Annotated in this window: 13 protein-coding genes and 1 tRNA gene; 3 read left to right on the forward strand and 11 right to left on the reverse strand. The window is 49.0% G+C overall.

Annotated features, from left to right (window positions below; all coding sequences use genetic code 11):
* Positions 1-17: 17 nt before the first annotated feature.
* Positions 18-2,429: a glycyl radical protein gene (locus LA360_RS16695; RefSeq protein ID WP_112481412.1), complete on the reverse strand. Its 2,412-nt coding sequence runs from the start codon at positions 2,427-2,429 to the stop codon at positions 18-20.
* Between the two features lie 312 nt (positions 2,430-2,741).
* Here LA360_RS16695 and LA360_RS16700 point away from each other — a divergent pair, with 312 nt between their 5' ends.
* Positions 2,742-3,770, forward strand: a complete 1,029-nt coding sequence (locus LA360_RS16700) for a LacI family DNA-binding transcriptional regulator (protein WP_112481413.1) — start codon at positions 2,742-2,744, stop codon at positions 3,768-3,770.
* Between the two features lie 174 nt (positions 3,771-3,944).
* Positions 3,945-4,016, forward strand: a tRNA-Gly gene (locus LA360_RS16705).
* A gap of 154 nt (positions 4,017-4,170) precedes the next feature.
* Here the strand turns inward: LA360_RS16705 and LA360_RS16710 are convergent.
* The 6 genes from LA360_RS16710 to LA360_RS16735 form a co-directional block, all read right to left on the reverse strand.
* A complete protein-coding gene (locus LA360_RS16710) occupies positions 4,171-4,884 on the reverse strand; it encodes an N-acetylmuramoyl-L-alanine amidase (RefSeq protein ID WP_002586875.1) in 714 nt (237 codons plus the stop codon).
* A 66-nt stretch (positions 4,885-4,950) separates the two neighbouring features.
* Entirely contained in the window at positions 4,951-6,411 is a 1,461-nt protein-coding gene (locus LA360_RS16715; protein ID WP_022201276.1) for a metallophosphoesterase, read from the reverse strand.
* A gap of 28 nt (positions 6,412-6,439) precedes the next feature.
* Positions 6,440-8,122 (reverse strand): glycosyl hydrolase family 18 protein, encoded by a 1,683-nt coding sequence (locus tag LA360_RS16720; protein WP_022201275.1) that lies wholly within the window; start codon positions 8,120-8,122, stop codon positions 6,440-6,442.
* Positions 8,123-8,351: 229 nt separating this feature from the next.
* Positions 8,352-8,624, reverse strand: coding sequence for a hypothetical protein (locus LA360_RS16725; RefSeq protein WP_002586872.1), 273 nt, complete (start codon positions 8,622-8,624; stop codon positions 8,352-8,354).
* Between the two features lie 105 nt (positions 8,625-8,729).
* Entirely contained in the window at positions 8,730-9,260 is a 531-nt protein-coding gene (locus tag LA360_RS16730; protein WP_002586871.1) for a hypothetical protein, read from the reverse strand.
* Positions 9,257-10,744 (reverse strand): serine/threonine protein kinase, encoded by a 1,488-nt coding sequence (locus tag LA360_RS16735; RefSeq protein ID WP_084414847.1) that lies wholly within the window; start codon positions 10,742-10,744, stop codon positions 9,257-9,259. Before LA360_RS16735 ends, LA360_RS16730 begins: the two co-directional genes overlap by 4 nt.
* Before the next feature lie 322 nt (positions 10,745-11,066).
* Here LA360_RS16735 and LA360_RS16740 point away from each other — a divergent pair, with 322 nt between their 5' ends.
* Positions 11,067-11,816, forward strand: a complete 750-nt coding sequence (locus LA360_RS16740) for an adaptor protein MecA (protein WP_022200475.1) — start codon at positions 11,067-11,069, stop codon at positions 11,814-11,816.
* 140 nt (positions 11,817-11,956) lie between these two features.
* On the opposite strand, the gene LA360_RS16745 is transcribed toward LA360_RS16740, so the two are convergent.
* From LA360_RS16745 to LA360_RS16760, 4 genes are all read right to left on the reverse strand, one after another.
* A complete protein-coding gene (locus tag LA360_RS16745) occupies positions 11,957-12,634 on the reverse strand; it encodes a GntR family transcriptional regulator (RefSeq protein ID WP_057571361.1) in 678 nt (225 codons plus the stop codon).
* Positions 12,635-12,665: 31 nt separating this feature from the next.
* Positions 12,666-13,685, reverse strand: coding sequence for a 3-dehydro-L-gulonate 2-dehydrogenase (gene yiaK, locus LA360_RS16750; protein ID WP_112481414.1), 1,020 nt, complete (start codon positions 13,683-13,685; stop codon positions 12,666-12,668).
* A 19-nt stretch (positions 13,686-13,704) separates the two neighbouring features.
* The gene (gene uxuA / locus LA360_RS16755; RefSeq protein WP_002586866.1) at positions 13,705-14,772 is read right to left on the reverse strand and encodes a mannonate dehydratase; all 1,068 of its coding nucleotides are present in this window, start codon (positions 14,770-14,772) and stop codon (positions 13,705-13,707) included.
* A gap of 191 nt (positions 14,773-14,963) precedes the next feature.
* Positions 14,964-15,167, reverse strand: a complete 204-nt coding sequence (locus tag LA360_RS16760) for a DUF1858 domain-containing protein (RefSeq protein WP_002586865.1) — start codon at positions 15,165-15,167, stop codon at positions 14,964-14,966.
* Positions 15,168-15,171: the final 4 nt, after the last annotated feature.

The following is a 15,171-nucleotide window of genomic DNA, read 5'->3' on the forward strand; positions in this document are numbered from 1 at the left end:
GCATTGCGGTACTTAAGCTATAATTCCAGCTCAGCCCTGCTTATCACATCCATCTGGCACTCCGGGGACAGTGACGTAAACAATGCACTGTAGCCAGAAACCCTGACCATCAAATCCTTATATTCATCCGGATGCTCCATCGCCTTCTTAAACACCTTGTTATCCACCACATTAAACTGAATCTGCTGCCCGTAGTTTTCAAACAACACCTTAATCATGGCAATTACCTTCTCTCTATTCTCATCCGTATCCAGCGCTCCTTTGGACAGACGCATATTGAATATGGCGCCCTTCTGGAACCATATGCTGGGCAGTTTCATGACTGAATTGCAGGCAGCCGTGGCGCCTTTTTTCTCCGAACCATTGGCAGGGGAGATTCCATTATTTACCGGCTGTCCGTCCTTACGTCCGTCCGGTGTGGCTCCAATGCTCTTTCCAAAAGCAATGTTACCCGTCACAGGACTCTGGCTGTAGGAGTAACAGCATGGCACCGGCCCTTTTCCATACTTCGAACTTCTGTATTTATACCTGTAGCTGGAACCAATGTAGTCCTCCAGTTCAACTACCCACTTATCAGTTCTCTCATCATCGTTTCCAAATTTGGGTGCCTTGTTTAACAGTATCGCCCTGATTTCCGGCCCGGCAGGCACTGTCTCCATATCCTCATAATTGGTGCTCATGGCATGAAGTACCTGTTCCATGGTCAGAAGCTTCTGATTAAATACAATCTCGTCTAATGCTGCCAGGGAATCCCCTGCACTGATAGTACCTGCCGTAGGCCCGCCGTCCGCCGAGTATACGGAACCGCCCTCCACAAGGTCCATCGCTCTCTCTATACAGTCATATACCAGGGATGATCGGAATGCGTTGATGTCCTGCTGTATATGGATTTCATCATTGATATGCTCTGTTTCAACCTGCAGACCCATAAAATAATCCAGGGTCTGCTTATACAGTTCCATCAGTTCCCTTACACTGCCGCAGTCCTCCGCACGTTTTTCCAAATCCACAAAGTGGTATCCGGTCTTAGGGTCCGTGCCGTCGTGCAGTGTGATTTCCAGCACCTTCTCCACATTCAGCCATGGACCTTTGGCCGCAAAATCCCATTTCCCGGGAATCGATGCCTCGATACATCCGTCCGGCACCCAGTCCACCCGGTCTTCCTCAGCAATCCCCATATTTTCAAGCGTCCTTATAAATGCCTTATCATTATAAAATGCCGGCTGGCCGCCCTGATGCCTCTGTGCTGCCTTTAACGCCTTCATCATGAACGCATCACTGGTTCCCTCGAACCATTTAATGGATACGGATGGTGTAAACAGCCTTACATTTTCACATGCTTCCACACACAGATGGGAAACTTCATTTGTTGCATCCTTTCCGTCCACTGTCTGGCCCGCAATGGCAAGATTAATGAACATCTGGTACCCCAGGAAAAACTCTGTATCCGGCCAGCTCCTGAGCTTATTAAGTTCATTGCATTTGATGAAGAAGCATTCGACTATCTCCAGAGCCTCTTCTCTGGTGATTCTGCCTTCCTCCAAATCCTTCTTATAGTAAGGATACACATACTGGTCAAAACGCCCCAGTGAAATGGCATGCCCATTGGATTCCAGATGGACCGCCAGCAGAATCATGTAGATGGACTGAACCGCCTCGTGGAAGGTTCTGGCCGGATTCAACGGAACATTCCTGCATATGCCCTCCAGCTTGAGAAGTTCCCTCCTGCGTGTTTCATCCTTTTCCTGCTCCGCCTGCTCTTTGCAGCGGTCAGCAATACGGCCCGAAAACATCACCACGGCCTGATTGCCCTGAAGGGCGGCCTCAAGAAACCATCTTTTTCTTGTATTGCCCGGCTCTCTGGGGTCCAGCCTCTTAAGCTTATTCTCTATCCGTCTCATGACATCGGATAAGCCTTTATCTACCACACCTTTGTAATCAACAATTACATTGCCCAAACCGGCAGCGGACACCCATGTATCGTCAATCACATTGGCGTCCCAGGCCTGGTTGATTTTATCAGGAAGGGTCTTTCTCAGATTTTCATATAAGGACTTCCCCTTCCAGTATTCCACACATTCTAATATTTTGTCTTTGTCTTCCTGTGTGTAGTAAAACCTATCGCCTGGTCTTTTATCCGGGGAAAAAGGCGAGCCGTTTAATTCCGCTTCCAGCCAGTCCGTGGAATACTCCGGATATATCGGGGATGCTTTAGGCCACTGCGCCTGGTTTCCCACAATCAGCTCGTCTGCATTCACATAAACCGTCATGCGGCTCAGCACATCATAAAATGCCTGGGACCGCCTCAGCGCAATTGGTTTTCCCTCTGTCTCCTTCATAGACTCAGTAAAATAGACGCACCGCTCCGGACAAATACGCGGGTCTGCAGCAAATAACCGTTCTCTCAACCTTTCCGTTCTTTTATTCATGTTCCGCCCCTCACATTCACTTCGTGTATGTAACTTGTTACATTTACAATATAGCACTTTATGGTCTTGTTTTCAATAATACATTTGTGTATTTTTCATATTAAATCATTATTTTTCCCTCTTTTTTAGCGATTATTCCTTGTATCTTCATCTTGCCAATTACACCAGTTTGATGTGTTAAGTAAAACTGTTACATTTTTTCGTGTTTACAATTAATTTTATTTAAACTATAATATGATATGGTCGGATGAAGCTTATTTTTTCTTTTTATGAAACAAGTTTCACCCCTTCAGAACCAGGAGGAGAAATCGTATGAACAAGGAAAGCCGTCCGGAAAATAACGGATACATCGGAATCAGGGATATTGCCAAACTGGCGGGAGTCTCTACCGCAACTGTATCCCGCGTCATCAATAATCCAGAAATGACATCTGAAAAGGTCAGAAAGAAAGTGCAAAAAGTAATTGAGGAATATAACTATATCCCGAACCAGCCTGTCAAGAAAATCTTTTCCAAGACAAGCAATACCATTGCCGTGTTTATATATGACATGGAGAACCCCTTTTTCATCAGTCTGATTAAAGAACTGAACCAGATATGTCTGGAACACAACTATATGCTTCTTATTTGTGATACAGGAAGCAACCCGGAACTTGAAAAGAAATATCTTTACTTCTGCCTGGCTAACCGATGTGCCGGTATCATTCTGACAGAAGGCGTTGATTCCGATATTTTTGAAGCCTGCAGGATCCACATTCCAATTGCATTTCTGGACCGTAAGACGCATGGCAAATTCTCAAGCGTACGTTCCAACAACAGGCAGATGATGCAGCCAATTGTGGACTACCTTTACAATCTCGGGCACAGAAAAATTGCCTTTGTCGGCTGTAAAACACCCATGGATTCTGTTATTTCCAGACAGAATGGCTACATAGAAACAATGGCAGGAAAAGGACTCCCCATTATCCAGGAATATATTTATGACAGAAACCTTCAACTGACCCTTCAGGCCGGAAGCCAGGCTCTTAATTATTTCCTCTCCCTTCCGGCCGCCCCTACGGCAATCATCTGCTGTAATGACATCATTGCCTTAGGGGCCTTGAACGCAGCATATTCCCTGGGGTTAAAAATCCCCGCAGACATGTCCATTGTAGGATTTGATAATGTAATCAGCAATCTCCATCAGCCTCAGATAACCACTGTGCAGCAGAACCTGCGGGATATATCCCTCGAATTATTTGAGCTGGTGGTCAATCCGCCGGATGAGCCTGTATCCAAAATCATTGAAGCCTCCTTCATAGAAGGCGCCACCTGCAGCAGAATCGAAACACCCCAAAAGTAAATACTTATGCCTGGAAGCCATCCGAAAAAGCGGAAATTGTACGGTATGCTTTTGCGGATGGTCTTTCAGTCAAACTTCAGTCAAACTATTTTAAACCAACAGACAAAAAACCTCTTGATTTATCAGAGAAAATATGATAGACTATACCACGTCAAAGTAATATCATACTTTTATGCGCGAGTGGCTCAGGGGTGGAGCACCACCTTGCCAAGGTGGGGGCCGCGGGTTCGAATCCCGTCTCGCGCTTTTTTATTACGCCGGAGACTGCGCTGCCAGTTCTCCGGCCTTTTGTTTCTTTCAGATTCAAAGCTTATATAAAGCAATGGGAAGGCGCCCTCACGCGGGCAGCCTTCCCATTTTTAAATCTGTTTTTCTGATTGCCAGGCCGAATCACCGGCCTTTAATGTTTCTGTTTTACCGTATTAAGGTACTCCATGATTCCCATATGTATGGTCCAGGCCATCCTGTCCTGATATTCCTCATCCTCCAGGCGCTTGGCTTCCTTTCCATTACTCAGGAATCCGCATTCCACTATGACAATAGGCTCCTTCACATGAAGCAGGAGATAATAGTTGTCATTGGCCTTGGCCATCCTCTTGTTGGCCTCGCCCAGCACATAGTCAAAGCGCTTCTGCAAAATTTCCGCCAGAAACTTTCCCTTCTCCGATGTCTTATAGTAAAAGACCTGGCCTCCGGATACATATTCCTCATGGTAACTGTTCTGGTGAATGCTGACCACCAAATCAGGTGCCGCCTCATTTATGATTTCGCACCGTTTTCTCATGTCCGCCATCTTTTTATGACTGTCCCCAGAGCTGTAAAGTCCCTGGTCCGAGTCCCTGGTAAGGATCACCTCTACGTCGGAGGCCTCAAGATATGCTTTCAGCTGCTCTGATATCTTCAGGTTAATATCCTTTTCCAGCTGACCATTTATCCCTACCTTACCCGGATCGCTGCCTCCGTGTCCGGCGTCTATGACCACCACCGGCCTTGCCTTGTCTGCCTCCGCTGCCTGATTATGGACAGCCACCAGTGTTCCTGCCTGCCATGATATCAGTGCCACGATACAAAGCAGCAGAATCCCCATCACTGTCTGCCATGCTGAATGCTTCATCAATGGGCGCTCCCTGATAACCTTTATTCCAGTATATTCACCCGCCTGATGAAAATGAACCTGTTTTTACTCTATACTCAGAACGTTATAATCCTGTACCGCGTCTTCTATGATATATTCCAGGTATTCATACAGAATGCTGGGATAGCAGTACTCCTTCCACATGGAGTATCCGGGCTGCTTCACAGCCTCCTTCACCACCTCATACGCCCTGCCGCCATAGCACGCGGCATTGATATCCCCATACACCTTTGCCATCTGCTGCTTCTCCGATTCTGTCAGCTTCACAAATATGCTGCCCGTCTCCTCCTCCGCAGAATTCTTCATGGCATCATATGCCTGATTATAGAATATCTGTTTTAAAACAGGCGGACTGTATGTGTCGAAGTTCAGCAGGTTCTCATCCGTGCTCTTGTTTTTCCTGGCCCATTTCTCCATATTTACCTTGCGTGTATAGTAATAAAATGTCTCATCCTCCATGTAATCCAGCACACCGTACTGACAGGGAGGCGTGGACAGGGAGCTGGTGACCACCTCATAGATACCGATATCGTTATTCCTCATAAAGTGCTGCACATGCAGGTGCCCGCTGAGGAACAGCGGGATATTCTCCCCTTCCAGCATCTGTATAAGCTCCTCACTGTGCTCGATGGTACAGTCATCCGCATATACCTTGCTCTCCTCCAGCAGGTTGTGATGGGCCACCGGTAGAAGAATCACGCTGTCCCGGGCAGCCTGCTCAAGCTGCTCCCTTATCCACTCATAGGTTTCTGTCTTTATCATCCCCCCAACCTTATTGCGGGGTTCATACTGGCAGGTATCCAGCATGAGCAGCCGCATGGACGGTCCCAGGTCATAGGTGTAGCTGAGGGAATTGGCATCCCTGCTGCTGGCCTCTGAGTATCCGAATTCCTTATAAATACGCTCAAAATCCTCCGGAGTGGTAGGTTCTGCCGGGTACCGGTCTCCCCCGGAATACACGGAGGCGCTTGGATTGTTAATGTCATGGTTGCCCGGTATGACCAAAACCGTGATACCGGCTTTCTCCACCTCGTCCAGCTTTTTCGCCAGTTCTTCATGGCTCTTCTTTTCTCCCTGAAGACTTAAATCTCCGCTGATAATCAGGACATCCGGGCTCAGAAGTTTAATTTCCTCCAGTGCGGCATCCGTTATCTCCCATACGTAATTGGTCAGTTTTCCGTCGCCGTGCTCTACCATGGCCTGAAACATATCCCCCTGGTCTGTCAGGGATTCTGCCAGATAATGTATATCTGTCATAAGGATAATGCGTTTTCCTCCAATCAGCGGCTCTGCCTTTGTCTCCTTTTCAACATCGGGAAAAGGCTGTATCTGCGAAGGCTCAGGGTGTGTGGGCTTTTGCAGCTCTGTTTCCTGAACCGTTTCCTTTGTCTGCTGTTTTTCGGCGGTGGGTGCCGCCTGGTTTCCAGTCTGTACGCTGCACCCTGCCATGACTCCAGCCATGAAGACAGCTGTCATAATTCCCGTTATCCTTGTTCTTCCTGTCATTTCCTTCCTCCGGCGTCACCCATTTCGTTTATTTAACCTCTGACACAATATCCCAGATGTCCGCTGGTTCAAATCCCAGCTTCCAGCAGGCAACTCCTGCCAGGTCAAACTCCTTAATCAGGTCAATCTTAAGCTTCATGGAATCTTCCTCTTCCATCCATATATACTGCTGTCCGCTTCCGCTAACAGTCTCACCGTAATACTGCCCCAAAAGCTTATCCCAGCTAAGCTCCACCTGGTTCTCCTCCACCCACTGCCTGGCATCCGATATGCCATATGCCTTTGAAGAGGTCTTTCCCTCATTCACGGTCCATACTCTGGTATAGAAGGGGACCGCATTGATGACCTTTTCCTTGGGGACCTCCTTCAGAGTATTCTCAATTCCTTCCCTCACATAGGGAATGGATGATACGGAACCGGCTTCTCCTCCTGCATAGTGTTCATCATATCCCATAACAATCACATAGTCAGCCACAATTCCCTGTTCCCTCCTGTTATAAAACGCAGTATAGGAGGATGGTACATAGTTGTCCACAGACAGCACAAGTCCCTTATTGCGGCAGGCAACCGACATTTCCCTTATGAACTGCACATAATGGGGCCCCGCCTCTGCCTTCAGGCTCTCAAAATCCAGGTTGAAGCCGTCAAAGCCATAGGTATCCGCCTCATTCATCAGTTTTTCAATGAGCTTTTTCCTGGTACTGGTAGAGGACATCAGAGTCTTAGTGTTTAGATTTTTGACGCTTTCCTCCGTACTCACATTCTCCACCATGGCCCACACCTTCAGTCCCATATCATGGGCCTTATCCACGTAATCCCTGCTGGCCAGTGATGTATAGGTGCCGTCGCCGGACACCACATTGAACCAGGTGGGCACAATCACATTCATCCCCCCGGCATTGGATACATAGCTCTCAAGAGTATTATTTCCCTCCGGCCGTGTGACCTGATGAAATCCCAGCCTTACTTTCCCGTCCATGGAAATGCTGGTATACACAGGCGCCTCAAAGGTGCTGACAGGCGCAACCTGCTCTCCTGCCTCCAGCTTCCGGTTTTCCACATATCCGATATAACCGTCCGACGTTCTTACCCTGGACCACTTTTCCATGGTCTCCAGTACATCCACAGTCTCTCCTGCCGCCGCCTCTGTGATAATCTGGCTCTTTACACCGCCCCTGACCCTGACCTGTCCTGTTTTTTTCAGCACTGCCGTGTCATAGGGCTGCCAGGAGGTGTCGATAAACACCCGCTTGATCTGGCTTGTGGCAAAGGCCTGAGTGCGGATATCTGTATAATTCACCACAACCCCAAGGGACAGGTACATTCCATCCTGTGTGACCTTAAAGAGAGGTCCCTTCTCTCCCTGGGCACTTTCATCCGCATACACAATGGAGTCAGGCAGTGCATACACCAGCAGTTTTTCTCCCTCATCCCAGTAAAAGCGCTGGTTCAGATGTTCATTTACCCAGTCCACGGGCAGGTACACCTGGCCGCCCTCGTAGATTCCCTTCTCCTCCTGCACCTGGTTATCCAAAATAAGGGCCACCTGGCCGTCCTTAATACCAAATATCCTGCTCTTATCCGCCAGCTCATTGCTGGGCATGTATTTCTTGGCAAAAAGCACTCCCAGACCACCGCCTGCCAGGATAAATATGAACAGCAGAACCAGTACCGTGATTCCGCAGCCATGACCTTTTCTTCTTCTGCTCATCCTGTCCTCCAGTTTCCTAATGATTGTTTTTATTCTACCACAAAATAGAGTGCATGTACCAATTAATTGCTTACAATTTACAGTCATTATGGATGAAACAGGAACAAAAGCCCGGTATGCGCCGCCTGCTTTGGCTGCACAGGCTGAGACGGTACTCATGGCAGCGCATAATCCGGGCTCTTGTTATCTGCTCTGTTATTTGCTGTTGTTATCTGTTTTTATTATCTGCTCATGAATCCTCATCTTTTTTCTCTTTGGGAGGGTCGCTGAGATACACTTTGTCAAATCTGATTTCCTTCAGACAGCCCTGCTCGGCGCCAACATAGTCTCCCATGTAAAAGCCCCCGTCTTCTCCCATCTCGAATATCTTCTCCCATTCTTTTTCCGGGCACTCGACTCCGTCAATGGTAATCCGAACCCCTTTGTTCTTGTATCTCTTCAATCCGTCCAGATAGATTCTCTGGTGTTTCTTCCGGTCTCCATACTCGACATTTCTTATCATGCTGATAAGCCCTCCCCTATTACCGCAAGACAGCCGGACGGCAGCACCAAGGAGTTGTTTTCGTGACATACTTTTGTGCGCCGTTTCCTTCTGTCTCTTTTTTCTTCACAAAATCCCCTCAAACCACCGCATGGTCTCATAATCCACTGAAAACGCATCTACTGAAAGAGGAACCCTGGCCAGAGAAATCCCAAACTGCCTCTCTATCTGTTTTCTGGTGTCCTCACTGCCAAAGGCAGCCGTATATATCCACCCTGTTCTGCGTCCTTCCTCCTCTGATAAAAGCTCCAAAAATGCCTCCAGCTTCCATTCGCTCAGTGCAGCCATGACAATCTTCACTTCGCATCTGAGCCATTCCGCCCTGATGGATGGCCTCAGCTCTCCAAAATCAATTATAACTTCGTCATATGTTCCATCCAGACAGGACGCCAGCACGCGGGGGGCCCCCTGCATATAATATGTAACCCCGAAGATTTTGTATTTGTAGTCCGCAGAATCCGCCTGCTTTGCGGAACCGGCCTGGCATATATCCTTTATGGTTTTCCATGCGCCATGGTCATTCCACTCAATCACCGCAGTCCTGCGCTGCAGGGCACTGGCCATATAATTGGCCGCCAGGACGCTGAGATGAGTCACCCCTGTTCCCCGTCCTGTTCCTGTGATTCCGACAACCCTGCACCCTTTTGCAGGCTCCCGGCTGTTTTTAAAAAAGATTCTCTTAGAAAATCCCATCTTCTTAATAAGCCTCTTTTTTTCTTCCACCTCCCGCCGCCGGTCACGGCAGACCATAAAGACTGAAAAAAGGCATCTTCGCTTTTCTGGCTGAAAGGATTTTCGTATTCCGGCGAGACAAACAGCTTTATTCCCTTTAAAGCCTTGTCTGATTTGGCCATGGCCTTCAGCTCCTTTTGACATACGGCCCGTGTGCCCCGAAATATAAGCACGCGGTTCCCGCTGCACCGTCCCGTCCAGGCCTGATTCATCCAGGATATATACCGCCTGATGTATCGGCCGTCCCAGACGCTGGCGCTGCCTGTCCCAATTAAATCTGCCTTCGCCGCCTTTAATTCCAGTTCCGCCTGCTGCCAGTCTGTTCCATAGTCTTTCACTATGATGTCAAATCCTGTCCCTTCATCCAGCTTTACGGCAGGTCCATACCACGGCTTTAAGCAGCAGCCGTTCATGGTATAGATTCCAAAACGGTCCGGACGCATACCTGCCCTTTGAGCCATGGCGGCCACTGCCCGGGAGACATTATGTTCCTCATAAAGCGCCCGGTACCCGTTCCTGTTCAGAAAATATACCAGCCCTAAGGCTAAATGTGTGGTACCCGTCCCAGCCTTCATCCCGGTCAGAATCAAAATATGAGATGGTATCGCCTTTTGTTCTTTTTCTTCTGTCAGCTTCCTGGTACACAGCGCCTGAAGCGCATCCTCCACCTCGCCGGCGGAAGCGTACCGTTTCTCCATATCGGAGTCCATGCATTTTCTGATAATCCGCTCAAAAGCCTCCGATAGGGCGGCAGACTGTCCGGCGTCCTCTCTCAGGGTTCCTGCTGTCATAAAACGGAGGACTGCACCAATGGCATAAATGTCGGTCCTTTGATCCAACATGCGGTCAGAAGCATACTGTTCAGGAGCCGCGCAGCCCACTGTGCCGAATCGCTTTGGGGCAATGTTTGCCCAACGGCAGCCTGCGGCATGATCAAAATCGATCAGCTTTACGGTGCCATTGCAGATTATCAGGTTATTTGGTTGTAAATCTAAATGTAATATGGGTATTTCACACGCAGAATGCATGTAAGCCACAAGCCCGCAGACCTGCATCCCGTAACGGACTGCCTCTGCCTCTTGAATAGGCCCCTGATTCGCAATCAGGGCATATAGAGAATATCCTTCAAGATATTCCTCGATTAAATAAAAAAATTCGGAATCTTCTTCTAAATCATAAATCATGGGAATCCCAGGATGGTGCAGTTCTTTTAGCACCAGTGCTTCCCTTCGGAAGGAGTCATAGTCGGCATCCCTTTTAGAGATACGCTTTATGGCCCTGTATTCCTCCAGGCCAATGTGCACTGCCAGCCATACGGTTCCTGCCCGGCCTGTTCCCAATTGGTGCAGCAGACGGTATTTGCCAAATAAAATGGTATTCTTTACTCACCCCTCCTTTGTCACAACATCATCTCACATCCCAATTTTACCCTTTTCTTTATCACCTGTCTATGGTCGTTATATCTTCCATGGCTTTTCATATGCTATTTATACCACCTGAAAACATCCTGCGGCACGATATTTTTTAAATTTTTATTAAATGATTGATATTTCCGCCTGTAATGTAGTATATTTAAAGTGTAGAAGTCTACTTTCGGCCTGGAGTTTCCAAAAAGCACCCTGGTCCAGGGCAGATGCTACCACATTTGACACAGAACAGGAAGTGATCCTAATGAAAATAGAACGTATCAATGAAAACCAGATTCGCTGTACATTGACCAGCTTTGATTTAAGTGCGCGCAACATAAACCTGGTAGAACTGGCTTATGGAACGGAAAAAGCCAGGAAGCTGTTCAGGGAAATGATTCAGAAAGCCTCCAATGAAGTGGGCTTTGAGGCGGAGGACATTCCTTTGATGGTTGAGGCGATTCCTTTGTCCAGCGAAAGCATCATGCTGGTCATCACTAAAATCGAAGATCCGGAAGAGCTGGATACCCGTTTTGCCAAGTTCTCACCTTTCACGGACGACAGCCAGAATTCTCTTGTGTCCCAGTTAGCCAGCGAGTTCCTGGAAGGCGCTTCCGATTCCCTGAATTACCTGGAGCCAGGTTCCGTGGAACAGGTTGGGGATGAGAGCTCCGCAGACAGTGCCTCTGAAGCTGCCGTCAAGAAGAATACAGGCTCTGTTGCCAGCAGCCGCATTTTCCGGTTCAACAGCCTGGACCGCATAAGCGAGGCTTCCCGGGCCGTATCCGGAATCTATGACGGCGTCAACACCCTGTATAAGAAGCCCGGCACCAGGCAGTATTATCTCATTGTAAAACGCCTGGACTGCGGCGACCTGGATTTCTCCCGTGTGTGCAATATATTGGCGGAGTATGCCACCAAGCTCTCAGGTGAATCTGCCAGCGAAGCATATTTTAAGGAGCACTATGAGGTCATCATTCAGGATAATGCCCTTCAGAATCTCGCCAAAATTTAGGGGCGTAGCCTGCTAAAAATATATGGAAATTTAATATATCAAAATATTATAAAACACCCCTGCGGCTGTATTGCCGCAGGGGTATTATATTGCCTTAGACTTCTGCCTTAGACTTCTGCCTTAAATATTTACTTAAAAATTTACTTAAAATATGCCGGATACCGGTTTCTGAACATCTGCTCATTCAACATCCACCGGTTCAGATGCAGTTCCATAATCTCTGCGGCCTGCTTTTTATCGCGGCGCCGTATGGCTTCCAGCAATTTCTTATGGTCCTCAATTATCTTATGGTCCTTAACCGTTGCCACGGACAGGCTGCGAATCCTGTCATAGTGAATCGCCAGTCTCTGGCACATCTCATAGGTAAGCTCCTTACGGCAGATGGAAAACAGCTTCCGGTGCATCTTATTGTCCAGCTCCAAAAGCTTCTGGGATGAACCTCCCTCCAAATAAAACTCCTGAAGTCTGATATTCTCATCCAGCCACCGCAGGTCCTCTTCATCCGCCTGGCCGCAGACCAGTTCCACAGCCGCTTTCTCCAGGACCAGGCGCAGAAAGCGCGCCTCCTCCACCAGCTCCACATCAATCAACGCAATGCGCATCCCTCTCTGGGGAAATATCTCAATGATTCTGGATTCCTCGCTGAGCTGTATGACCGCTTCCCGCACAGGCGTGCGGCTGATGCCTATCATCTGCGACATTTCCACATCATTAAAGGGCGCCCCTGGTTCCAAATCCAGAGATATGATATTCTCCCGCAGGGTCCGGTACGCATACTGTCTGGCAGTCTCTCCATGTCTTTTTTCCTCTATCTTCATGGGTAAAACCTCCTAATACCGGTCCCCAAGCCTACAGGGACTGTATCTCCTTCCAGACATCATCATCCACATAAATTCCCAGACTGTCATGCTCCTCATGGAACCGGGCGCTTCCCTGGCCCGGCGCCCTGACACTGCCGCCTTCCTCCGACGGAGCCGAGCTTTTTACATACCGCACGGCTGTATCCACGATTTCCTTCATATGGGCATCCGTGGTGGTCCTGCCCGGATCCACCACAATCATCACCTGGGAACAGCCGCCGCAGCTGCCGTATCCCTTCTGGTCCATGCCGGCTGCTCCTATGCCGTCCGTGAGCACCGACCCCAGGATATCCAGCATGAAGGAAAAGGCCGATCCCTTCCAATACCCCACAGGCAGCACACGGCGGGACTTCTCGATGGCACCCGGATCGTCCGTCAGATTGCCCTCGTCGTCAAATCCGCCGGGATACGGCAGTTTCTCCCCGGCCAGCCGTGTAACCTGCAGTTTTCCATAGGAATACTGTGACATCGCCATATCCAGCTGGAGAGGTTCACTCCCGTCCGCAGACGGCACAGCCATGACAAAGGGATTGTTGCCCAGACGGCATTCCCTGCCTCCCCATGGCGGCATGCAGGACTCCGTGTTGGTCCACATGATTGCCGCATATCCCTTTCTTGCAGCGTACAGCCCGTAGGTGCCGCCCCGCATCCAGTGGGTGGTATTCCTGATTCCCACCATGCCGATGCCGTACTGATCCGCCAGTTCCATGGCCCGGTCCGTGCAGTACAGGGCATTCAGGATGCCGGGACCCATGTTTCCATTATAAACCCGGATGGCGCCGAATTCACGTTCTAGGGAAGGCTCAGCATTAACGTCCACCCATCCTTTCTGAATGTAGTTCACAAACCTGGCCACCCGGTTAGTGCCATGAGAATATACCCCGTCGTAGGCAGTCTCCGTGTGAATACGGGCGCAGGTCTCCGCCTTTTCCTCAGGCATCCCGTATTTAACCAGCACCCTCTTAATCTCACTCTTAATTTCGCCAAAGGCTAATCTCATCGCATCCATCCTTTCCTGCTGTATACGCCTAACGGTTCTGCTTCCGGATAGCCTCCCACAAACCATTCAGGTAGCATGCCCCAAGTGCCCTGTCATAGAGGCCGTATCCGGGCATGGACACCTCACCCCAGATAGCCCTTCCGTGGTCAGGGCGCATGATTCCGTCAAAACCAATGTCGTACAGCGCTTTCATTATCTCATACATATCCATGCTGCCGTCTTCTGAGAGATGGGCAGCTTCCTGGAAATCTCCAGGAGCATTATACTGCAGATTGCGCACATGTGCAAAGGGAATCCTTCCTTTTAAGGACCGGATGATATCCGGGATGTCATTTTCCGGATTGCTTCCCAGAGATCCGGTACACAGGGTGACACCGTTAAAGTTTGCGTCCACGGCTTTCATCAGTTTGAGAAGCTTCTCCTTGCCGGTTATGATTCTGGCTAATCCGAATACGGGCCATGCCGGGTCATCGGGATGTATGGCCATCTTAATGTCATACTTCTCACATACCGGCTGGATTGCCTTGAGAAAATACACCAGATTGTTAAAGAGACGGTCCTCATCCACGTCCTTATACATGTCAAACAGCTCTTTAATGCGCGCCATGCGCTCAGGCTCCCATCCGGGAAGCTCAAATCCGTTGGACTTTTCTCCCATGGTCTGGAACATATTCTCAGGATTAATCTTATCGATCTCCTTCTGGCTGTAAGCCAGTACCGTGGAGCCGTCCGGTCGCTCCTTAGCCAGATCGGAACGGGTCCAGTCAAAGACCGGCATGAAATTATAGCACACCACATGAATTCCGGCCTGGCCCAGACGCTCCAGGGTCGTGATGTAGTTGGCAATGTACTGCTCCCTGTCAGGAGTTCCCACCTTGATCGCGTCGTGTATATTGACACTCTCAATTCCCAGGACCTTTAATCCCCTGGATTCCACCTGTTCCTTCATCTGAAGAATGCGCTCCATGGGCCAGACCTCTCCGGCCGGAATGTCATACAGGGTGGTAATCACGCCTTTCACACCCGGTATCTGCCTGATTTGCTCCAGAGATACAGAATCCACGCCCTCACCGAACCAACGCAATGTCATATCCATAACTAATTTCCTCCTTGAAATATATGTGCAGTACTTTTGTGTTTTTCCGGCTTTCCGGAAATAAATATTTTAATATACTAATATATTACTATTTGTGAGACAAACTGTCAATACCGCAAAACATAAAAAGAACCCGGCCCAGTCACATATCCCCTGAGCCAGGCTCCTCCAATCACTGCTTCAGACTATCATCAGGCTTTCGCTGCCAGAATTTCGTTAATCTGGGAAACCAGTGTGTCGCAGTCAATGCCGTGTACCATACAGGCCTCTTCCAGAGACTCACCCTGGGAAGCCGGGCAGCCAAGGCAGTGCATTCCGGCACGCATCAGAATCGGCGGTATGCTCTCATCGACCTGGATAAGCTGGCCAATCAGCATGTCTTTACTAATCTGCATCTCT

This window comes from Enterocloster clostridioformis, from assembly GCF_020297485.1.
Classification (GTDB): Bacteria; Bacillota; Clostridia; order Lachnospirales; family Lachnospiraceae; genus Enterocloster; species Enterocloster clostridioformis.

What these genes read in the sequence shown, in the direction of transcription:
- LA360_RS16695 (WP_112481412.1), bottom strand. Translation starts at nt 2,429, where the DNA reads ATGAATAAAAGAACGGAAAGGTTGAGAGAACGGTTATTTGCTGCAGAC.
- LA360_RS16700 (WP_112481413.1), top strand. Translation starts at nt 2,742, where the DNA reads ATGAACAAGGAAAGCCGTCCGGAAAATAACGGATACATCGGAATCAGG.
- LA360_RS16710 (WP_002586875.1), bottom strand. Translation starts at nt 4,884, where the DNA reads ATGAAGCATTCAGCATGGCAGACAGTGATGGGGATTCTGCTGCTTTGT.
- LA360_RS16715 (WP_022201276.1), bottom strand. Translation starts at nt 6,411, where the DNA reads ATGACAGGAAGAACAAGGATAACGGGAATTATGACAGCTGTCTTCATG.
- LA360_RS16720 (WP_022201275.1), bottom strand. Translation starts at nt 8,122, where the DNA reads ATGAGCAGAAGAAGAAAAGGTCATGGCTGCGGAATCACGGTACTGGTT.
- LA360_RS16725 (WP_002586872.1), bottom strand. Translation starts at nt 8,624, where the DNA reads ATGATAAGAAATGTCGAGTATGGAGACCGGAAGAAACACCAGAGAATC.
- LA360_RS16740 (WP_022200475.1), top strand. Translation starts at nt 11,067, where the DNA reads ATGAAAATAGAACGTATCAATGAAAACCAGATTCGCTGTACATTGACC.
- LA360_RS16745 (WP_057571361.1), bottom strand. Translation starts at nt 12,634, where the DNA reads ATGAAGATAGAGGAAAAAAGACATGGAGAGACTGCCAGACAGTATGCG.
- yiaK (WP_112481414.1), bottom strand. Translation starts at nt 13,685, where the DNA reads ATGGATGCGATGAGATTAGCCTTTGGCGAAATTAAGAGTGAGATTAAG.
- uxuA (WP_002586866.1), bottom strand. Translation starts at nt 14,772, where the DNA reads ATGGATATGACATTGCGTTGGTTCGGTGAGGGCGTGGATTCTGTATCT.
- LA360_RS16760 (WP_002586865.1), bottom strand. Translation starts at nt 15,167, where the DNA reads ATGCAGATTAGTAAAGACATGCTGATTGGCCAGCTTATCCAGGTCGAT.